General features: G+C 51.3%; 17 protein-coding genes and 3 pseudogenes. 6 read left to right on the top strand and 14 right to left on the bottom strand.

Annotated elements, in window-relative coordinates; translation table 11 throughout:
• Positions 1-2 precede the first annotated feature (2 nt).
• From SOPEG_RS10470 to SOPEG_RS10440, 6 genes and pseudogenes are all read right to left on the bottom strand, one after another.
• Positions 3-1,964 (bottom strand): methyltransferase domain-containing protein, encoded by a 1,962-nt coding sequence (locus tag SOPEG_RS10470; RefSeq protein ID WP_025245294.1) that lies wholly within the window; start codon positions 1,962-1,964, stop codon positions 3-5.
• 18 nt (positions 1,965-1,982) lie between these two features.
• Positions 1,983-3,266: an ABC transporter ATP-binding protein gene (locus SOPEG_RS10465; RefSeq protein ID WP_025245293.1), complete on the bottom strand. Its 1,284-nt coding sequence runs from the start codon at positions 3,264-3,266 to the stop codon at positions 1,983-1,985.
• On the bottom strand, positions 3,266-4,066 hold the full coding sequence (locus SOPEG_RS10460; protein WP_025245292.1) for an ABC transporter permease: 801 nt from the start codon (positions 4,064-4,066) through the stop codon (positions 3,266-3,268). Before SOPEG_RS10460 ends, SOPEG_RS10465 begins: the two co-directional genes overlap by 1 nt.
• A complete protein-coding gene (gene cpsG / locus SOPEG_RS10455) occupies positions 4,066-5,442 on the bottom strand; it encodes a phosphomannomutase CpsG (protein WP_025245291.1) in 1,377 nt (458 codons plus the stop codon). Before cpsG ends, SOPEG_RS10460 begins: the two co-directional genes overlap by 1 nt.
• Before the next feature lie 359 nt (positions 5,443-5,801).
• Complete coding sequence (locus tag SOPEG_RS10445) at positions 5,802-7,217, bottom strand: mannose-1-phosphate guanylyltransferase/mannose-6-phosphate isomerase (protein ID WP_025245289.1); 1,416 nt, start codon at positions 7,215-7,217, stop codon at positions 5,802-5,804.
• A 612-nt stretch (positions 7,218-7,829) separates the two neighbouring features.
• Positions 7,830-8,304 (bottom strand): annotated as a pseudogene (locus SOPEG_RS10440) (outer membrane protein assembly factor BamB family protein); the annotation flags it as partial.
• Positions 8,305-8,403: 99 nt separating this feature from the next.
• Between SOPEG_RS10440 and SOPEG_RS10435 the strand changes: the two are divergent.
• Positions 8,404-9,327 carry an IS5-like element ISSoEn1 family transposase gene (locus SOPEG_RS10435; protein ID WP_025243865.1) on the top strand — a complete coding sequence of 308 codons (924 nt, stop codon included), beginning with the start codon at positions 8,404-8,406 and terminating at the stop codon, positions 9,325-9,327.
• A gap of 111 nt (positions 9,328-9,438) precedes the next feature.
• Here SOPEG_RS10435 and SOPEG_RS10430 read toward each other — a convergent pair whose 3' ends face one another.
• The 3 genes from SOPEG_RS10430 to SOPEG_RS24605 form a co-directional block, all read right to left on the bottom strand.
• Positions 9,439-10,647 carry an IS256-like element ISSoEn2 family transposase gene (locus SOPEG_RS10430; RefSeq protein WP_025245287.1) on the bottom strand — a complete coding sequence of 403 codons (1,209 nt, stop codon included), beginning with the start codon at positions 10,645-10,647 and terminating at the stop codon, positions 9,439-9,441.
• A gap of 117 nt (positions 10,648-10,764) precedes the next feature.
• A complete protein-coding gene (locus SOPEG_RS27405; RefSeq protein WP_148297053.1) occupies positions 10,765-10,995 on the bottom strand; it encodes a hypothetical protein in 231 nt (76 codons plus the stop codon).
• Between the two features lie 100 nt (positions 10,996-11,095).
• Complete coding sequence (locus SOPEG_RS24605) at positions 11,096-11,383, bottom strand: transcriptional regulator (RefSeq protein WP_071882173.1); 288 nt, start codon at positions 11,381-11,383, stop codon at positions 11,096-11,098.
• A gap of 74 nt (positions 11,384-11,457) precedes the next feature.
• Between SOPEG_RS24605 and SOPEG_RS10425 the strand changes: the two genes are divergently transcribed.
• Complete coding sequence (locus tag SOPEG_RS10425; protein ID WP_025245286.1) at positions 11,458-12,666, top strand: IS256-like element ISSoEn2 family transposase; 1,209 nt, start codon at positions 11,458-11,460, stop codon at positions 12,664-12,666.
• Between the two features lie 171 nt (positions 12,667-12,837).
• Here SOPEG_RS10425 and istB read toward each other — a convergent pair whose 3' ends face one another.
• The 5 genes from istB to SOPEG_RS10400 all read right to left on the bottom strand — a co-directional run bounded on the left by istB (position 12,838) and on the right by SOPEG_RS10400 (position 16,738).
• Positions 12,838-13,587, bottom strand: a complete 750-nt coding sequence (gene istB / locus SOPEG_RS10420) for an IS21-like element ISSoEn3 family helper ATPase IstB (RefSeq protein ID WP_025245285.1) — start codon at positions 13,585-13,587, stop codon at positions 12,838-12,840.
• Between the two features lie 11 nt (positions 13,588-13,598).
• The gene (gene istA / locus SOPEG_RS10415; protein ID WP_025245284.1) at positions 13,599-15,149 is read right to left on the bottom strand and encodes an IS21-like element ISSoEn3 family transposase; all 1,551 of its coding nucleotides are present in this window, start codon (positions 15,147-15,149) and stop codon (positions 13,599-13,601) included.
• Positions 15,150-15,558: 409 nt separating this feature from the next.
• Positions 15,559-15,759, bottom strand: a complete 201-nt coding sequence (locus tag SOPEG_RS27400) for a hypothetical protein (RefSeq protein ID WP_051419626.1) — start codon at positions 15,757-15,759, stop codon at positions 15,559-15,561.
• A gap of 145 nt (positions 15,760-15,904) precedes the next feature.
• Entirely contained in the window at positions 15,905-16,513 is a 609-nt protein-coding gene (locus SOPEG_RS27395; RefSeq protein ID WP_038468591.1) for a hypothetical protein, read from the bottom strand.
• 30 nt (positions 16,514-16,543) lie between these two features.
• The gene (locus tag SOPEG_RS10400; RefSeq protein WP_025245283.1) at positions 16,544-16,738 is read right to left on the bottom strand and encodes a hypothetical protein; all 195 of its coding nucleotides are present in this window, start codon (positions 16,736-16,738) and stop codon (positions 16,544-16,546) included.
• 64 nt (positions 16,739-16,802) lie between these two features.
• Here SOPEG_RS10400 and SOPEG_RS10395 point away from each other — a divergent pair.
• From SOPEG_RS10395 to SOPEG_RS24590, 4 genes and pseudogenes are all read left to right on the top strand, one after another.
• Positions 16,803-17,176 (top strand): annotated as a pseudogene (locus SOPEG_RS10395) (DUF1640 domain-containing protein).
• 99 nt (positions 17,177-17,275) lie between these two features.
• Positions 17,276-18,485 (top strand): annotated as a pseudogene (locus SOPEG_RS24595) (IS256-like element ISSoEn2 family transposase).
• Positions 18,486-19,065: 580 nt separating this feature from the next.
• Positions 19,066-19,815, top strand: coding sequence for a helix-turn-helix transcriptional regulator (locus SOPEG_RS10380; protein ID WP_148297052.1), 750 nt, complete (start codon positions 19,066-19,068; stop codon positions 19,813-19,815).
• Positions 19,812-21,122, top strand: a complete 1,311-nt coding sequence (locus SOPEG_RS24590) for a purine-cytosine permease family protein (protein ID WP_071882172.1) — start codon at positions 19,812-19,814, stop codon at positions 21,120-21,122. The genes SOPEG_RS10380 and SOPEG_RS24590 overlap by 4 nt, the downstream gene beginning before the upstream one ends.
• Positions 21,123-21,161 lie beyond the last annotated feature (39 nt).

Raw genomic sequence — 21,161 nt, 5'->3', positions numbered from 1 at the left:
TTTTATTTTTTCAGCTGCTGATAAATATTTCGCACCTCTTCGGGCACGCTGTCCATCTCGTTCAATTGCGCCGATAAGCGCGCGCGTTGGGCATCGTGTGTTGCCTGCTGCATCCCTTCCTCTACGGAATGAGAGAGTGGAAATAAACGCTGAAAAAGCTGCCGCGCCTGGGGGTAGTATCCGCTTTTATGGAGGGTATTGATGACCCAAGATTTCAGTGCCGGACGCCGGTGAATCTGCGCATAACCCGCTCGTAACGCCCGTTTGGCGGCATGGCGGGCGCGGCCTTTGACACCGTGCTGACGTAGCAAATGGTACTGCAACCCCGCATAGCGATATGGGGGCATCAAACGCCAAGATCGGCTGCTCAAAACGGCCGCCAGCCGATCGTCGCTGTCCCGCTGGCGCTCAAGCTGCTCGGCCATTTGCTGTTCGAGCCTCTCGGTACGGCGTAACAGGTCTTCAAAAGGGGCGCCAAAATCGCTGCTTGGCGGCGGCGCCACGCTGTCACCCGGCAGATGATGCACATGCAGTTGCAGTTGTTGTAGACCTGATTCCATAGCCGCCACCCAGCGCTCCATGCCGGTCTCGTTCTCTGCACAGGCCGGCAACTGTTCGCGCTGCGCAAATAGCGCCTGTAGCTTGACGAAGGTTAAGGTCTGCGCCGGCTGACGCCAGGCGGCAAACAGCCAGTGGCGAAAGGGTTCCGGCACATTGAACGGGCTAAGGGCAAAGGGGCGAAGCAGGTCGAGTTTTGTCGCTGGCAGATTGAACAGTTCGTTGACAAAAATAAACCAGGACTGAAAAAGATCGTATGGCCAGACACAATCGGTTTTTTCGGCGCCAATCGAGCCGTAATCGATGAGGCGCACCTCGTCTTTATGATTGATAAGGACATTCCAACTGCGCAAATCGTCATGATAAAGACCGGCCTGCTCCAAAAGCGTCAGTTGCTCCAGCAGCTCGCCGATGATACGCGCCTTATCCAGCCCGTCTTCGCGCAATAACCGGTCCCGCAGTAATTCGCCCTCCAGCCGTTCCGTTATCAGCCATCCTTCGCTGTCGCTTATGCCATGCCCGAGCAAAGCCGGCGCAACGAAGCCCGACGGCGGTGCGCTAAGAAAGGCGCATTCGCGCCGCAGTTCGTCCTGATTGCGTTGGTTTTCCGCCTCCAGCAGGCTACCGTCAGCCAGGTTGAAATTGATAACCTTACAGAAATAGTTTTTGCCAAAATAGTAGCGGCGGCTGCCGTGGTGGACCTCCTGTGCCTCGGTATAAGGCGCATCACGCCACTGCTCGATGACCTCACAATGTCCCTCTAGCAGCAGCCAATGTTGACTGACCACGTACAGCGGGCGATAAATAGCGGAGAGATGCGTGTTAAAACGCGCGATTTCGTGAAAGAAAGCGCAATCGCGCAGCAATTCGCGCGGGTCCGCCGGCTGAGAAGGTCCCCAATATAGCGGTTCCCCGCGTAGCGCCAGCTCCAGGATCATGGCTTCGGTGCAGGAAGCGAGACGGGCCAGCCAGCGCTGCGTCCGCGCCACGCCGTGAAGATGAACGATGTGATGGAACACGCTCAGGCCGATAGCCAGATCATATTGACCGGGCTCCAGCGCATTGATGACCTCCTCAATGCGGCCGGTGGCGAAAGAGGCGTCCAATTGTGGGTTTTCATCGGCCAGCGCGCGGCACACCGCGATATTTTCCTCTTGGAAATCCACGCCTTTGACGGTGGCGCCGCGCTCGGCCAGGCTCAAACAAAAGAAGCCCTGGGCACAGCCCAGATCCAGCACCCGCAATGGTCGGCCGAGCTTCGCGGCCAATTGATCATAGATGGCGCCAAGGGTATCAATACGATCATAGCAGTCCCGCGACGCCGCCTGCGCCCATTCCGGATGCCCATAAATGGTCTGATACACCTCAGGCAGTTCCACCACCAGCTGCTGCACATTTTTACTCATTGCTTTCACATAGCCTTTTTATGAATGACTTTTAAATGTCGATGCCAGATCAATAAGACCCCAGAATTCCACCTTGCGGCTGACGTGCAACATGATCGCGTCATATCGCCGATCTAATGGCACCATCTCGCCGAGAGGATTACCGGCAGAGATCCCGCAAGAGAGTAAATAGTCGCCCTGATTGAGATTCATCAGGAAACTAAAAGTAAACACTCTGACTTCCCCTGCTTTCACCGAAATATGCTCTCGGCCCTGAGAGCAAAGAAATGAATTCGTGCCGTATAAGAATAGCCCTTCAAGACTTTTTATCAGCATACCCGGCACTACGCTGTCAAAGTCCCGCTCAAACAACACTTTGACATGTAAGTCCGTCTGGCTAGTGCTATCAATGGCGGCGGGGTAATGTTCGCCACCCGCCTGAATATCGAAATCGATGATTTTCGCGCCGCCCTGCCCCCAGCGATACTCTTCCGCGCGATAACCGCGGCGGCTGGCGAAGAGATCGCCTTGGGCGGTCAACGTCAATCCCAACGGACTGTCCGCCGGCACCGGTTCCACCGCTGCGTCGGCTTGTTTACCAAACAGCTCATCCAAATAGCGGTTGGTGACATCACGGGCTGAGCCGTCAAGCTCGATGGCGCCATTTTTGAGAAAAATAGCGCGGTCGCAATGCTTGACGATATCGCCGGCGCTATGGGAAACCAGCAACAGCGTGGTGCCTTGACGCTTAAAGTCGGCGATCCGGGCAAAACATTTGGCTTGGAAGCGAGAATCCCCGACCGACAGGGCCTCATCGACAATAAGAATATCCTGCCGCGACGCGGTCGCTACCGCGAACGCCAGCCGCATCTGCATACCGCTGGAGTAGATGCGCACCGGCCGATCGATATAGTCGCCGATATCGGCGAATTTCTCGATATCCGCCATCAGGCTCGTTATCATTTCACGGCTATAGCCCATCATTAAACCGGACATATAGACATTTTGCCAGCCGGAGAAATCGGGATGAAATCCCATCCCCAATTCCAGCAGCGCCGCGACACGCCCGTGCAGGGTAATTTTGCCGGTAGTGGGTTTCGTGGTGCCGGTAAGCAGCTTCAGCAACGTGCTTTTGCCGGCGCCATTAACGCCGACGATGCCTACCGACTCGCCGGCCTGTACGGTAAAGGAGATATCTTTCAGCACCCATTTTTTGCTATGGCGCTCGACGGAAAGCGGCCCCAGTTTTTCCACTAACCGATGCCATTTTGAGGCGTAGTATTTATAGGCCTTGCCGACCTGAGTGACTTCAATACGGGTCATTAAATCTCATCCACAATATCGGCCGCATGTCGCTGAAACATCCGCCAGCCGATGGCAAACAACACCAGGGCGACAGCCGTAACCGGCGCCAGCGCCAACCAGTCAGGCATATGATGATAGAGCAGGACATTTTGATATGACTCCACCAGGGTCGCCATCGGATTAAAGCGTATCGTGGCGCGGGCCCATTCGGGAAGCGTACGCGCGGCGTAAACGATGGGCGTGAACCAAAACCAGAACTGTAGCAAAATGACGACAAACTGCCCCACGTCGCGCACAAACACATTCATCACGCCTAATATAATTCCCAAACCCACGGTGAACATCATCTGTACCAACAGCACGGGGATAATGGCAAAGAAGATCCAGCCGGGAAACGTGCCGGAAACAACCATAAACAGCACGAAAAGGGCGAAGATAATCAAAAAATTGATTAACGACGATACCGACACGATGATCGGCAGGCAAATACGTGGAAAATTGAGTTTCTTAAGTATGTTGGCATTATTGAGAAACACATTCACCAAGCCGTTTAACGTCTCGGTAAACAATCCCCAGGTCAGCACGCCCGAGCACAGGTAAATACTATAGGCGAAGGGGGTATTCATATCGGGCATACGCGCGCGCATCAGTGAAGAAAACACCAGCGTATACACCGAAATCATGGCCACCGGCTGCAAAATCAGCCATAGCGCACCGAGAAAGCTGCTTTTTTGATAGCGAGACTGAAAATCCCGGCGGATACTATCAATAATAAAGCCGCGGTAGCGGGAAATGCTACCGAATAGGGCATTGAGCATCAGTGCGTTCCAGTCAGTATGGCAAGAATTTCCCGGGTTTTATCCTTCATCAGGGCAGTGTCGCCCCGCGACTCGACGTTCAGCCGTACCACCGGTTCGGTATTGGAACTGCGCAGATTAAAACGCCAATCGGCAAACACCACGCTGATGCCATCGGTGCGATCGATTGCCAGCGCCGCATCACGGTAATGATCCAGCACCGCGGCAATCGCCGCCGGCACATCGACCAACTGGCGATTGATTTCACCCGAAGCCGGGTAGGCGCGCATACGTTCGCCCACCAGTTGGCTCAGGGATTGCCCCCGCACCGCCATCAGCTCCGCCACCAGCAGCCACGGGATCATCCCGCTGTCGCAATAGAAGAAATCGCGGAAATAGTGGTGGGCGCTCATTTCCCCGCCGTAAATCGCATTCTCCGCGCGCATGCGTTCCTTAATAAACGCATGGCCGGTTTTCGACATCACCGGCGTGCCGCCGGCGCGGGTAACGATATCCTCGGTGTTCCAGGTCAGGCGGGGATCGTGGATAATCTTGCTGTCGGGATGCTTGTGTAAAAAGGCTTCCGCCAGCAGACCGACGATGTAATAGCCTTCAACAAACCCCCCCTGCTCATCGAATAAAAAGCAACGGTCGAAATCGCCGTCGAAAGCAATGCCCATATCGGCGCCAGCGGCGTTCACGGCGTCGGTGGTATCCTGGCGGCATTCAGGCAGCAGCGGATTGGGAATGCCGTTGGGAAAATGACCGTCCGGCTGGTGATGCAGTTTCACAAAGGACACCGGCGCGCCCGCGGCCTGGAACCGCGCCTCCAGTGCGTCCACCACATGCCCCGCGGCGCCATTGCCCGAGTTAATGACCAACGTCATCGGGCGACGAAACCGGGCGAGGTCAATAAACCCCAGCAGGTGATCTACATAGGCCGACAGCACATCGACGCGGCACAGGCTGCCGCGCACCTGCGCCACCGGCCCGAACGCGCTCTCTTCGGCCAGACGCTGGATGTCGCGCAGGCCGGTATCGCCGCTAATGGGACGGGACTGCTCGCGCACCAGCTTCATGCCGTTATAGTCCATCGGATTATGGCTGGCCGTCACCTCAATCCCGCCGTCCACCCCCAAATGGGAGGTGGCGAAATAAATCTCTTCCGTACCGCTCATGCCGATATCCAGGACGTCAGCGCCGGCATCGTTCAATCCGCGCGCCAGGGCCTGTTTTAGACCCTCGCTGGTCAAGCGCACATCGCCGCCGATGACCATACTGCGCGGCTTGAGCAGCTCGCCGTAGGCGCGGCCGATGCGATAAGCAATATCCTCATTGAGCTCTGCACCCAATCTTCCCCGAATGTCATAGGCCTTAAAGCAGGATAAAACAGCCATGTTTCCCTCAAAATGTTTTCGACAGCAGTATCATTCAATCAATTCTATCATCTACCGCGACAGCGTCACCAGATGGGATTTCTCGCTGCCCGCCGGACGGCGCCTTTATCGGCGTTGGTTTCTCGTCCCTGCCCTCACCGAGTCGCACCCCTGCCGCCCGCGCGCGAATCGCCCGAAAGCCGCGGGCATGAACGGCGAGATAGTCCCCTAAACACGCAGGAAAGAGATACGGCATTTCTTTTATCAGGGCATTGCCACTATCGGCTCCGTGGCTCCGCAGGCACGAGGGTAAAACAGGGCGCCCCGGCCAGACAGCAGATTAATCCTGAAATCCGTCGCCGCCGCCGCGGCGCCTGCAATCAGCAGCGGCCATAAGGATCGCGCAGACGGATGATATCGTCTTCACCGAGATAGGAGCCGGATTGGATCTCCAGGAGTTCCAGCGGAATTTTCCCCGGGTTTTCCAAACTGTGTACCGACCCGACGGGAATGAAGGTGGACTGGTTCTCGGTCAGTAAATAAGACTTGTCCTCCACCGTCACCCGTGCTGTGCCGGATAGCACTACCCAGTGCTCGGTGCGGTGATGATGCATCTGTAGCGAAAACATCCCGCCCGGTTTGACGGTAATGCGATTGACGTTGTAGCGAGCTTCATTGACCACGGTGTCAATGCGTCCCCACGGGCGATAGGACTCACGATGACGGCGATATTCGCTGCGGGCGTGGGTTTTCAGATATTCCACCACTTTCTTGACGTCCTGCACCTTATCCTTATCGACGACCAACACCGCATCTTTGGTGTTCACAATCACCAAGTTGTTCACGCCGATGGCCGTCACCATTTTCTCATCGGTATTGATGTAGCAATTGGCGGTATTGTGCAGAAAAACATCGCCGGTAAGGGCATTTTGCCTGTCGTCCTTTTGATTGACTTCCCACAGCGCCGACCAGGATCCCACATCGCTCCAACCGGCATCCAGCGGTACCACCATGGCGTCGGCGGTTTTTTCCATCACCGCATAATCCACCGAATCATCGGGACAGGTGATGAATTCGTCTTTGTCGATGCGAATAAACTCCTGATTGCTATCCGCCTGCGGCGATTCGATGGCTTTTTCACAGGCAGCGAGAATATCTGGGCGGAATTTACCGAGCTCGCTGAGGTATTTTTTAGCGCGAAACAGGAACATGCCGCTATTCCAGTAATATTCGCTGCTGGCGATATAACGTTCCGCCGTCGCCCGATCCGGTTTTTCCACGAACCGATGCACCTGGAAAACCGCCGCATCGTTTTGTGCCTCACCGCGCTGAATATAACCGTACCCTGTCTCCGGCGCGCTGGGCACGATACCGAACGTCACCAGATTGCCGTTGCGGGCGTAAGGGAGCGCCTGCTGAATAGCGCGATGAAACGCCTTCTCATCCTCAATCACGTGATCGGCCGCCAGCACTAATAGCAGCGGATCATCACCGTCAACGATGGCGCTCAAAGCGGCCAATGCGATGGCCGGGGCCGTATTGCGCCCCACCGGTTCCAAGATGATATTTTGCGACAGCTTGTCGATTTGCCGCAGCTGTTCCGCCACCAGAAAACGGTGTTCCTCATTACAAATCACCAACGGCTGGCGGGTATTGAGCCCTTCCAGGCGCAGCACCGTTTCCTGCAACATGGAATGATCGCCGTGCAGGGTGAGAAACTGCTTGGGATAAAGCTCGCGTGACATCGGCCACAGACGGCTGCCGGTTCCACCGGCCATAATAACGGGAAGTAACATACATCCTTTTCGCCATAGGATGGACGAGGCTCGTCAGGCTAACGTCGCGCGCCTAAACCGAGCTACCCTCATCTTTGAGGCAAGCTAAAAGAGTTACGGTAAAAAAATTGCCCTGAGCATACACTCGCACACTGCCACGATCAATTGCCTATACCGCTACGGGCGGGCTGCGCGGCGCGGGTTGTAGGCCCAACAGCGCCAGACGCCAGGGTACCCTTGCGCTTTTTGCGCGGTATCGCGCGACATAAGGTGATCCGCCGTCCGGCATCGCCCGCTGGTTCACCCGCTGATTCCTTTAACTATAATCCACGACGGGACGCGCGTAGGACGAGGGCGTGCCGCGTCTCGGGCAGCGTAAGCGATTTTTGCAACCTGCTGCCCTCCGCGGCCGGAAAATCGGCGCCAGGACGGGTGAAAGGTCCGGCCTGCGCGTGCAAAACCTGCAACACGCGTGCCGGGTGTGCCTCAGGAGGCGCAAGGACCGGCATGCCGTGCCAGCCACCGCCACGGTGCAGCGGGGCAGTGCGCGCACCGGCGACTTGCGCCTTTACAGATGAAAAAAGGGCCGATATCGCTATCGGCCCCGGTGTTTTCACTGGCTTAGGCAGGCGCTTATTTCTCGTCCGGCAGCGCGTAGGCGATGATATAGTCCCCCAGCTTGGTGCCGAAAGAACCGTGTCCCCCCGCGGCGGTGACGACATATTGCTTACCGTTGACCTCATAGGTCATTGGCGTGGACTGGCCGCCGGCCGGCAAACGGTCTTGCCACAGCGGTTTACCGCTGGTGGCATCAAACGCGCGGATGTAATTGTCCGCCGTTGCGGTGATAAACAACAGGTTACCGGCGGTGGCGATCGGTCCGCCCAGCATCGGCATCCCCATTTTAAAAGGCAGCGGCAGCGGAGAACTGTCGCGTACCGTGCCGATACGGTGCTTCCAGGCAATAGTATGGGTCTTCAGATCCACACCGGCGATATAGCCCCAGGCGGGCTGCTTGCAGGGTAAACCAAAGGGCGATAAAAAGGCCTCTAGGGTCACGCCATAGGGGAACCCCGTACTGGGGTTGCAAACCCGCCTCGGAACCGGAGCTGCTGATTTTGCCTTTTTCCGGGGCTTTGTTGAATAAATCGAACTTTTAGGTGACTGGCGGCTCTGATCACTACATTCGTTTCAACATCAGGTCCCCATGGCAAAGCAAAAGTTTAAAATTACCAACTGGCCCGCATATAACAATGCGCTCAGGCAGCGGGGGGACCTGACAGTATGGCTTGATGAGTCAGCCATTGCTGCATGGACTGAGAGTACACCACCTGAACATCGTGGCCGGCCGCTTCACTACACCGATATGGCCATTACCACGGTTCTGATGATAAAGCGCGTGTTTAACCTTTCGCTCCGGGCGTTACAGGGTTTCGTTGACTCGATTTTTAAACTGATGGGGCTGTCGCTGCGCTGCCCAGATTACTCTCTGGTCAGCCGGCGAGCAAAAACCGTCGACATCAGCATAAAAACGCCAACCCGCGGCGAAATCTCACACCTGGTCATCGATGGCACCGGCCTGAAAGTCTTCGGCGAAGGCGAATGGAAAGTCAGGCAGCATGGGGCTGAGAGGCGCAGAGTATGGCGCAAGCTTCATCTGGCAGTAGATAGCGTGACACATGAAATTATCTGTGCCGATTTATCGCTAAGCGGTACGACAGATGCGCAGGCGCTGCCCGGGCTGATTAACCAAACCCACCGGAAAATCAGGGAAGCGTCGGCTGACAGTGCTTACGATACGCGTTACTGTCATGATGCTCTGCTGAGGAAAAAAATAAAGCCGCTTATCCCACCGCGAAGTGGTGCGCAATATTGGCCAGCTCGATACCATGAGCGTAATCATGCGGTGGCAAATCAGCATCTGAGCGGCAATAACGATACCTGGAAAAAGAAAGTAGGTTATCACCGGCGTTCACTGGCTGAAACGGCCATGTTCCGGTTTAAAACACTTCTGGGTGGTCATCTGAGTCTGCATGACTATGACGCGCAGGTAGGTGAGGCAATGGCAATGGTTAAAGCACTCAACCGGATCACACTGTTAGGAATGCCAAACAGCGTCCGCATCATGTAACAATCGCCCTGATAGGAAGGAAGTCGTCACAAATTTCGGATTTATTCAACAAAGCGGCCAAAAGCAGTGGTAATGAAAACCCTGTACACGATTCTGTGTAAATGCCTTTTCTCAGAAGTGACCGTCCAGGCGGTCACCGAACTCGATAATAAAGCGGCTCATTGCCATGCGCCAGTCCCTCAAAGGCATTGTCCATTTCTGTGAGGCTGCCTGTATCGCCAGCCACACCACCTTTTTCACTGCGTCGTCGGTCGGGAACACCTTGCGCTTTTTGATGGCATGCCGGATCACGCTGTTTAACGACTCGATGGAGTTGGTCGTGTAGATCACCTTGCGGATGTCCGTTGGGTAGGCAAAGAACGTGGCCAGATTGGCCCAGTTTGCCTGCCAGCTTCGACTTATTTGCGGGTAGCGGATGTCCCAGGCACTGGAGAACGCTTCCAGCGCCTGCAAGCCGGCTTCTTCCGTAGGGGCCTGATAGATAGCTTTCAGGTCGCGGGTGACGGCCTTGTAGTCCTTCCAGGAGACGAACCGCAGGCTGTTGCGCACCATATGCACGATACACAGCTGGAGCCGCGCCTCCGGATACACCGCGTTAATAGCGTCAGGGAAACCTTTCAGCCCGTCTACGCAGGCGATAAGGATATCGTTCAGGCCGCGGTTTTTCAGCTCTGTCAGCACGTTCAGCCAGAACTTTGCGCCTTCATTTTCGGCCAGCCACATACCTAGCAACTCTTTCTGGCCTTCGATGTTGATGCCCAGCGCCAGGAACACAGATTTGTTGATGATGCGGCTGTCCTGCCGGACTTTTAGAACGATACAGTCAATATAAACAATGGGATAGACTGCATCCAGAGGCCGGTTTTGCCATTCAACAACCTGCTCCATGACCGCATCGGTGACCTTTGAGACCAGCGCCGGCGAGACATCGGCGTCATACAGCTCTTTGAACGCGGTGGCGATCTCGCGGGTGGTCATCCCTTTGGCGTACAACGATAAAATCTGGTTATCCATCCCGGTAATCCGGGTCTGGTTCTTCTTCACCAGTTGCGGTTCAAAGGAACCGTCACGATCGCGCGGAGTACGCAGCGCCAGCGGGCCATCGCCAGTGGTAACGGTTTTTGTGGAATAGCCGTTGCGGGCGTTGGTCCCCGGTTTAGGCTGATTTTTATAGTAGCCGAGGTGATGGGTCATTTCGGCATTGAGAGCTGCTTCGACGCTGATTTTTTTCAGCAGCCGATCGAAGTGACTGAGATCTTCAGGGGTTTTGAGATTTTTGGCCAGTTCGTTAGCCAGAGCCTGCAACTGTTTTTCGTCCATAAATTAACCTGTTTTTGATGTTGGATTGAACATATCAAAATCAGGCAAATACACAAATTTCTAAACAGGCTCGTAATGAATAAAGATAGCGTAGCTTTATTATTCATCACGATTTTATCATGCCGGTAAATTTCCTCTAAAAAGACCGCCATCCAGTGATGGTATATCAGTTATCAGCTTACCTTCAATATTAAATCCTTTCGGCAAGTCCAATAATTCAGCCATCGCCGGATTGATATAGACATAGCGGTATTCACTATCACGAATATGGCAGGGATTAGAGTTGCTCTCACACATATGTATGATCTGCGGAGAAATATCTTCCCGCTTTAGGCGTGTACCACTCATTAAATATCGTCCTTGAAAAGAGATTTAACTACTTAACGAGTGGGCAGTATTGTGCTGTTATGCAAGGATTCGTAGGTGCCTAAAAGACACCTATATTTTTCTAGCCTTTTTTGTATGACGCATTTTGTCCTTGGCAACCATATAACGCAAATAGAACTAAGCGAATATGAAATGCTGTTAGTAATCCCGTTAATGATTGCGTTTCAAATTTGGATTTTGCCTCTGCTATCGCTTGTTTAACGACTTTGTAAGCAACTGAGCAAAATGAGGAAATTTCTTTCTGTGAACAACCGAGAGAAAAAAGAAGCGATGTTTCAAATTGAACAGGCGTCAGTTCAGGAAAAAGGTTGCGCAGCTCGGGGTGCTGGGTCGGGTCGAACACCTTCATACGAGCCTGTTTAGAAATTTGTGTATTTGCCTGATTTTGATATGTTCAATCCAACATCAAAAACAGGTTAATTTATGGACGAAAAACAGTTGCAGGCTCTGGCTAACGAACTGGCCAAAAATCTCAAAACCCCTGAAGATCTCAGTCACTTCGATCGGCTGCTGAAAAAAATTAGCGTCGAAGCAGCTCTCAATGCCGAAATGACCCATCACCTCGGCTACGATAAAAATCAGCCTAAACCGGGGACCAACGCCCGCAACGGCTATTCCACAAAAACCGTTACCACTGGCGATGGCCCGCTGGCGCTGCGTACTCCGCGCGATCGTGACGGTTCCTTTGAATCGCAACTGGTGAAGAAGAACCAGACCCAGATTACCGGGATGGATAACCAGATTTTATCGTTGTACGCCAAAGGGATGACCACCCGCGAGATCGCCGCCGCGTTCAAAGAGCTGTATGACGCCGATGTCTCGCCGGCGCTGGTTTCAAAGGTCACCGATGCGGTCATGGAGCAGGTTGTCGAATGGCAAAACCGGCCTCTGGATGCAGTCTATCCCATTGTTTATCTTGACTGTATCGTTCTAAAAGTCCGGCAGGACAGCCGCATCATCAACAAATCTGTGTTCCTGGCGCTGGGCATCAACATCGAAGGCCAGAAAGAGTTGCTAGGTATGTGGCTGGCCGAAAATGAAGGCGCAAAGTTCTGGCTGAACGTGCTGACAGAGCTGAAAAACCGCGGCCTGAACGATATCCTTATCGCCTGCGTAGACGGGCTGAAAGGTTTCCCTGACGCTATTAACGCGGTGTATCCGGAGGCGCGGCTCCAGCTGTGTATCGTGCATATGGTGCGCAACAGCCTGCGGTTCGTCTCCTGGAAGGACTACAAGGCCGTCACCCGCGACCTGAAAGCTATTTATCAGGCCCCTACGGAAGAAGCCGACTTGCAGGCGCTGGAAGCGTTCTCCAGTGCCTGGGACATCCGCTACCCGCAAATAAGTCGAAGCTGGCAGGCAAACTGGGCCAATCTGGCCACGTTCTTTGCCTACCCAACGGACATCCGCAAGGTGATCTACACGACCAACGCCATCGAGTCGTTAAACAGCGTGATCCGGCATGCCATCAAAAAGCGCAAGGTGTTCCCGACCGACGACGCAGTGAAAAAGGTGGTGTGGCTGGCGATACAGGCGGCCTCACAGAAATGGACAATGCCTTTGAGGGACTGGCGCATGGCAATGAGCCGCTTTATTATCGAGTTCGGTGACCGCCTGGACGGTCACTTCTGAGAAAAGGCATTTACACAGAATCGTGTACAGGGTCCCTTCATACAGCACCCCTGCAGATTCCGACGTATCCGATCAGCTGTTCCGGCGACATCCGATCAGTTATTCCGATATTTTCCGATCACCCATTCCAGTGATATTCTATCACGTGTTTGCTCATCTTCTGACTCGGGTTTAGTCTATTTTTCCTGTGCTGGCTACTCCTTGCTCTTTGCGTAGTGATTCGCCTTTAAGTTCCAGTCTATAGCTGGGGTGTACTAACCGATCGAGTAACGCGTCAGCTGTCGTGGGGTTTTCTATCAGTCCATACCATTTTTTCACCGGCAGTTGACTGATCAGGATGCTGCTGCTTTTGTCGTAGCGATCTTCCATCACCTCCAACAGCATCGTTGCCTGCATCGGACTTATTGATTCTAGGCCCACGTCGTCCAAGATCAGTAACTCTATTTTTTCTAACTGCTTAAGCTGTTTTAGATAGGTCCCGTCTACCTGACACTGGTGAAGATGGGCCAGCAACCGACCCACTCGCCAGTAACGCACGCTATATTGCTGCCGGCATGCCTGCTCACCAAGCGCACAACTGAGCCAGGTTTTGCCCGTACCTGTCGGCCCCGTGATGAGTATGCTTTTCTGATATTTCAGATATTGTCCTCCTAGCAGATCTCGCATCTGTTCCGGTGTCACTCCTCGGCTAGGGATATAACGGATATCTTCCGGTTTTGCCTGCAAGCGCATTTGCGATTGCCGTCGCATACGGCATATATGGTTGTTTTTTCTATGCAAATTTTCCGCTTCTACCATCAACGACAACCGCTCCTCGAACCCCAGCTCCCCATAACTCCCCGGGAGTTCGCGTTGCGTCTCCAACGCCTGGACCATTGCCGACAACTTCAGCTCTCGCAGAGCCATTAACAGTGTATCCATATTTATTCTCCTTAGTGATAACTGTCCGGACCTCGGAGGTTTTCGTGAACCAGCATTGATACGCCGGCTCCGTCCTGGGTGACCTCACTTTCACGACCGTGTTTCAATACGTTGGCTATGAAAGAGCGGTTAATGCACCCTTTCTCCAACGCCAGCGCGCAGGCCTTCTCCAGTCGCGTCGTCTCATAGCGCCGTTGCAGATTGAGTAGCCCCAGCACGGAGCGGTAAGCCTGCTCCGGATGGGCTTTGCTCTTTTGGATGGACTCGACCACTTTCAGTGTGCACACACCCACCGACAGCGCCCAACTGCACAGCCTTTCCGGCGTCCACTGACTCTGCCCCTTATGGTTAGCCGGCATGTGCGCCGCCTGAGTCGTGTGCCTATAGGCATTATCGCTGCGAGGGTGCGTAGCCACGCAGACGCCCTTATGGTGGATTTGCACCAGCCGTTGGGTGGCGATGACGTCAACGCGCTCGCCAACCAGCGGATGCGGCACCGAGTACCAGTTTTTGCCGTAGTCTATGTGGTAATCAGGTCCCACTCGGGCAACGAGATACTCACTGTATTCCCATTGTGTGGGCGGTAGAGGCCCAAGAGCCGGTTTGTCCAGCTGCTTGAAGCGTTCAAGGCGACTTTGTCCGCCGTAATGACGCATCGGGCGCAGATTCAACTCATGATTGAGTTCTCGTATCACCTGGTTGAGTTCGGCCAGCGAGTAGAACCTACGTTTACGCAACCGGGCCAAAACCCAGCGTTCTACCAGCTGCACAGTTGATTCTGCCTTCGCCTTGTCTTTCGGTTTTCTCGGGCGCGCCGGTAGCACCACTGTCTCATAGTGATTTGCCAGCGCCTGGTAGCTCTGGTTTATGACCGACTCATAGCGGTCAGGGGTGCTGACAGCGCTGCGCAGATTATCAGGTATCATCAGCTCCGGAACCCCACCCATGAAGTGCAGACAGAGGCTATTGGCGTTGAGCCACGATGCCATGTCCTGGCCTTCGCAGGCTTCGATATACGCATAGCCTGACACGCCCATGGCAGCGACGAAGATAGCGACCTGGCGTACGCTACCGGTCGCAGGGTTGACGATAGGTACGGTGGGGCCACAGAAGTCGATGAAGAGCTTTTCGCCAGCCTTGTGCTCCATGCGCATGGAACGCCGCTGCTTCTTTTTCCAGTCACGGAACAGTGCACAAAACTGTGAGTAACCGAGGGCATCACCGCCCACGGCGGACTGATATTCCATCCAGAGCAGCTGCTTGGTCATGCCCTTGCGGCTTAACTCGGTATCGATATCAAGCCAGCTGGGTAAAGTATTGATAACTTTTCCGGATTTGCCGGGATAGAGCAGGCGGTCGAGGTCGACGGGGGACAGTTCCGCCGGCAATGGCCAGACCAGGTTAGCTACCGTGAATCGGCCGAGGATATCGTGCACGGTAGTACAGCCTATGCCGAGCGCTGCTGCGATAGTGCGATTCGAGCGACGCTGCTCGAATTTCATACGTAAGACATTAATATAGATGCACATTTCCGTTCTCGCTTTCTTCTTTTTACGTGCCATGCCATGCCCCCGGAAGCTAAAAGTCTCCAGAGTATGGCGGAACAGAAGATGAGCGATCGGACAGAATCGGAATCGCTGATCGGGCGATCGGAATCAGTGATCGGATGTGACCGGAACCAGCACACCCCCAACATTAAGGCGGTAGATACTCTGACGCGTGATCCGATGCTTCGAGGTGAACGCAAAATGAACAACCTCGCTGCTGGTGAACGGTTGCACTTTCAATGCGCGTGCGGGCGCTGTACTATTTTTCATAGCTCAAATCCTATTACAGTAGGTTTTGGGTTAGGTGTCTGTTGGGATTGCACGTCCCTTCAGGCACCGCCAGTGTTGTTGTATTTCACTTCTTGCTGGGCTGCACAAAATCGCTGTAGCCCTTGTGGAATGCGGGCTTTTCTGCACATACCCCTTAGCCCAGCATTTCCATGCTAATGCCTTTGGCTGTATAGCCGGTTAATTGTCGCCCATCGATGCGGATGCGTTTCTTCGTCAGAAAGCGGATATGGTCGGCGTAGACATGCAGCCATTTACCATCGACGGGGATGCGTTTGAAGCCGAAGCGCTCACGTTCTGACGCTTGCACAAATGGAATAAAAGCCTTACGTGGCAAGGGCTTCTCTGCTCGCAAGGGGGTATTGCCAGCGAATTCTTTACGCGACGAGCGGTATAACCAAAATGTTTCCCACTTCCCGTTAATTTTGCGAGTCCGCACTGGCACATATCCTAGCCGCCCCATTAACTTGCCGAACTCGGCGTTATCCCGTAATGATCTTCGCGAAATAGTTTACAGGTTCACGATTCCAACCTTTACGTTCGTAGACTGAAGCCAGCCCCGAATAACGCTTTGTATCGAATATGGTGTACTTGTCCGGTTGGATAGGATTACGGTAAAGCGCCCAACCATCAGCCGCTTTCTTGCGTTCGTTGACGGAGAACTGTAAGGCAAAAGTTGCCAGTGGCTTACCATCCTTTCGTTGCTCAAAAATGGCACGTGTGGCGCTATTAGTTAGGATATTCAGGTAGTAATCATCGATTTTATGTGGATGCACAAAACCAAAATAACCATTACTTTTCAATATATTGTCTGGGCGTAAGCCCCTGTGATACTCATGCGATATTTTATCACTTCCCGTCAACGCGGCATCGCTATCAGCCTCATGGACAGAGACGCCAGAGTGCAGCCAAACAAGGCCGTTACCGTTATGCCGCAAGCCAAGGTCGGTTAACGTGCATGTGCCGTTGTTGATGGGCGTCCAGTCACCAGAGATGACCTGACGGCGCAAGGTGGCTATATCGCTCTCTGCTGGCCTGATTTCAGGCTCAGCGAGGGCAGGGAGCGCGAACTCCCGATTTTGCAATTGCATGGTTGAGCCTCGATAGGGTGGTGGGTGGGATTACGCCTGCATCAGAATCTTTATGAATGCCTCACGCATTTTTGCAGTGAGCGGCCAGCGAGTAGTGGCAACGCCCATTTTCGTGGGTTTCAGGATGATTTCGCCTCTCTCGCCAGAGTAGACTTCAAGGCCAGTGATGCGCGGCTCCCAATGTTCAATGCCATTAGGCACGATAAGCGTTTGGTTGTAGTTCATGGCGGTAACTCCTTCCGTTGATGTGGTGGATACGCTACACTTGGCCTAAACAGGAGGATTTCCCATGGGCCAAGTCGCATTTGATACTCAAGAATTCGTCGAGACGCTAGAAAATGCCGGGTTGCCAAAAGACCAAGCTAAGGCGATTTCTATTGCTGTCCGTAAGTCTCATGAAGTGGCGGATGTGGCTACCAAGCGTGACCTCGACGACGTTCGTAAGGAAATTGACGCCAGGTTTGATAAAGTTGATGCCCGATTCGAGAAGACCGACGCGCAGATAGCCGATGTCCGTAAGGACTTATTCACAGAGATAGCCGATGTCCGTAAGGATATGCTAACAGGTTCAATAAATTGGAATTACAGATGACTGTTCGTGTCGAAGGGATGCTGATTGCTGCCGTTGCCTTCATGACCGTTATTTTGAAAGTGCTGAAATAGCTTCAGCCATACACCCGAGTTAACTTTGAGCCTGTTTAGATATTTGTGTATTTGCCTGATTTTGATATGTTCAATCCAACATCAAAAACAGGTTAATTTATGGACGAAAAACAGTTGCAGGCTCTGGCTAACGAACTGGCCAAAAATCTCAAAACCCCTGAAGATCTCAGTCACTTCGATCGGCTGCTGAAAAAAATCAGCGTCGAAGCAGCTCTCAATGCCGAAATGACCCATCACCTCGGCTACGATAAAAATCAGCCTAAACCGGGGTACCAACGCCCGCAACGGCTATTCCACAAAAACCGTTACCACTGGCGATGGCCCGCTGGCGCTGCGTACTCCGCGCGATCGTGACGGTTCCTTTGAACCGCAACTGGTGAAGAAGAACCAGACCCGGATTACCGGGATGGATAACCAGATTTTATCGTTGTACGCCAAAGGGATGACCACCCGCGAGATCGCCGCCGCGTTCAAAGAGCTGTATGACGCCGATGTCTCGCCGGCGCTGGTCTCAAAGGTCACCGATGCGGTCATGGAGCAGGTTGTCGAATGGCAAAACCGGCCTCTAGATGCAGTCTATCCCATTGTTTATCTTGATTGTATCGTTCTAAAAGTCCGGCAGGACAGCCGCATCATCAACAAATCTGTGTTCCTGGCGCTGGGCATCAACATCGAAGGCCAGAAAGAGTTGCTAGGTATGTGGCTGGCCGAAAATGAAGGCGCAAAGTTCTGGCTGAACGTGCTGACATAGCTGAAAAACCGCGGCCTGAACGATATCCTTATCGCCTGCGTAGACGGGCTGAAAGGTTTCCCTGACGCTATTAACGCGGTGTATCCGGAGGCGCGGCTCCAGCTGTGTATCGTGCATATGGTGCGCAACAGCCTACGGTTCGTCTCCTGGAAGGACTACAAGGCCGTCACCCGCGACCTGAAAGCTATCTATCAGGCCCCTACGGAAAAAGCCGGCTTGCAGACGCTGGAAGCGTTCTCCAGTGCCTGGGACATCCGCTACCCGCAAATAAGTCGAAGCTGGCAGGCAAACTGGGCCAATCTGGCCGCGTTCTTTGCCTACCCAACGGACATCCGTAAGGTGATCTACACGACCAACGCCATCGAGTCGTTAAACAGCGTGATCCGGCATGCCATCAAAAAGCGCAAGGTGTTCCCGACCGACGACGCAGTGAAAAAGGTGGTGTGGCTGGCGATACAGGCGGCCTCACAGAAATGGACAATGCCTTTGAGGGACTGGCGCATGACAATGAGCCGCTTTATTATCGAGTTCGGTGACCGCCTGGACGGTCACTTCTGAGAAAAGGCATTTACACAGAATCGTGTACAGGGTCATTCCCGGCCTTCGCCGGGGCGGCTGTTTTTCAAAACTTTACTTCAATGCGGCGTTGTTGAATATTTTAATTGGTTTATTTGTAGGTTAGCATGTAAAAAATAAAATAGCTAAAAATTTTATATACAACTATTTTTTATTGTGCTAATTCTTTGATTTTTCGTTTTAGTGCATATTCGCATCATGATCGATCATTTATTCTCATGCTAATGAAAGAGCTATTCACACAAAAATTTTAAAGACTCAAATGACCCAGTGTTCCAGGTCACTCATAAACTCCTAATTTAGATATTTATTTTCCATGAGTAATCGTTTATTGACGGACAGTATTGATACGAGTAGTGTACAGATGCCCCTGAGGAAAACAGGGGCAAAGTTATCACCTAGTAGGTAAGATTCGATATGAGAATGCTTGGCGTGTTCTTAAGCCGAAGTCCTTGAAACATCAAGAATCAATTGTGGGCTATATAGGATAGGCGATTGTGGTGCTGGTCGTTCAGTTCGTTCGGTTATTATAATCCTGTTCAGCTTACCACCATAAAAGTTAGTGCTGGTTCATTCATTAGATAATTCAGAAGGATCTGGTTCAATGATTAACACGTGTGGTTTTTGTCCAACATATACCGGTATCCCTTTGCAGATGCTTTTAATGTTTGAAAATAGCAATGATGCATGGTCGGTAAAAATTAATAGATCGAACTATGTGTACGCAAATAGAGCTACATTCTGTATGTTAAACTTGCCAAGAAAGTTCAACATCGATGGTTTGCGTGATGAAGATATTCCACACCCAAGTGCTGAATTTTCATCTCATTTTTACCAACAGGATAACGCGGTAAGAAAGAGGGTAGAAAGCATGTCATCACTTGATGTTCATCCTTATGGGCGAGAAAATATAATTCAGCTTTTTATTTGCAGTAAATATCCTTTTTATGATAAAAGTGGTGTCTGCATAGGAGTTATCAATCACGCTAAAAAGTTAACTTTTTTATCAATAATAGATTTCTTCCAAGAAAAAACGCCTTTTTCATTATTGCTATCACCGCCAGAAAAATTATTTACCGAAAAAGAACTTGAAATTATATTTTTTATGATTCGCAGAATGTCGGCAAAAACAATAGCAAACATATTAAAAATTTCGCATAGAACAGTGGAAAATCGTATACAAGTTATATATGGTAAGGCGGGGGTTAATTCTTTAACGCAATTCACTAAGTTTTGTGAAGAAAAAAGCTTTGATAAATATTTTCCGTTAAAGTTTATGCATCAATACAGTAAGATTATAAATCTTAAATGAATTTACATTTCGCTTTAGGTGACAGCATGAAAATAAATAATGACTTTACTAACGAACGAGTCCCTAATTCAGCAAGAGCTAGCTTATTCACTGTTACCATGATCAACATTGGCATCATGGCAACATTATCACAATTTTTGTTGGGAGCCACCTTAGGTCATTCGATGACTTTTTCTCAAGCAATGTTATCGACTGCTATTGGTAGCGCAATTCTTTCATTTATAGGTATAGGGCTAGGAATAATAGGTGCTAGAGAAGGGCTAACAACAAGTTTATTAATTCGTTACTGTGGGTTCGGAAATGTCGGTTCAACCTTAGTAACTGTTGCAATTATAATCAGTTTATTGGGATGGTTTGGTATACAAAACTCCGTTTTTGCTAATGCATTAAATTACTTAACAAATGATAAGCTTGGCTTTTCTTTTTCCGCTTTATTATCCGGGATTATGTTAACAGTAATGGTTTCTTTCGGGTTTAGAGTATTAGGGTTTACAGCCATAATTTCAATCCCTCTTTTTTTTATTGTTACTGGCTGTATTGCATGCAATATTTTAAATGAATTCGGGTTGTCAAAAATAAGAGAGTTATATCCTAGTGAAATAATTCTAACTGTAGGAGAAGGGGCAACTATTGTTGCAGGAGGTTATATAACTGCAGCACTAACCATGCCGGATATCAGTCGTTATTGTATAAACGAAAGGCATGCTTTTTGGATGGTCATATTATCCATTATTGTTGGCGAATTTATCATAAATGGCTTTGCAGTACTAATCTCTCAAGCATTGAATACAGAAGATATTGTTACTATTATGACTCAAGTGGCAGGATGGCTTGGGCTGGCGTCTGTGATTCTATCAACCATAAAAATAAATAATACTAATCTATATTCATCAACTTTGTCTTTAGCTTGCATAACTGAAAATATTTTAGGGAAGAGATATAATTATATTATACTCACTATAATATTAGGGGTAATAGGAACATTGCTATATGTTCTAGGTATCTTGGAAAAATTTACAGACTTTCTAACATTACTTGGCGTAATATTTCTTCCAATTACGGGTATAATATTATGCGATTATTATTTTTTTAAGAAAAAAACAATAATTATAGAAGGGGAAATATCGCCATCATCGACACATTTAATAAAAAAGATTTTTAGCCCAGCACTGATTTCTTCAATAGCGGGAGTAATATGTGGACTAAATGTAGAGATCGGAATTCAATCAATTAACTCACTAGTCATTGCGTCTGTTTTGTATTGTATAATAACACTAATAGTAAAAAAGCGACGGGAGATAGTATAGCCTGGGCTTTGTTGAATAAATCGAACTTTTAGGTGACTG

Origin of the sequence: Candidatus Sodalis pierantonius str. SOPE (assembly GCF_000517405.1) — a bacterium.
Lineage (GTDB): Bacteria > Pseudomonadota > Gammaproteobacteria > Enterobacterales > Enterobacteriaceae > Sodalis_C > Sodalis_C pierantonii.
The sequence above is the reverse complement of the archived record's forward strand: the minus strand, read 5'-3'. Positions and strand labels throughout refer to the sequence as shown.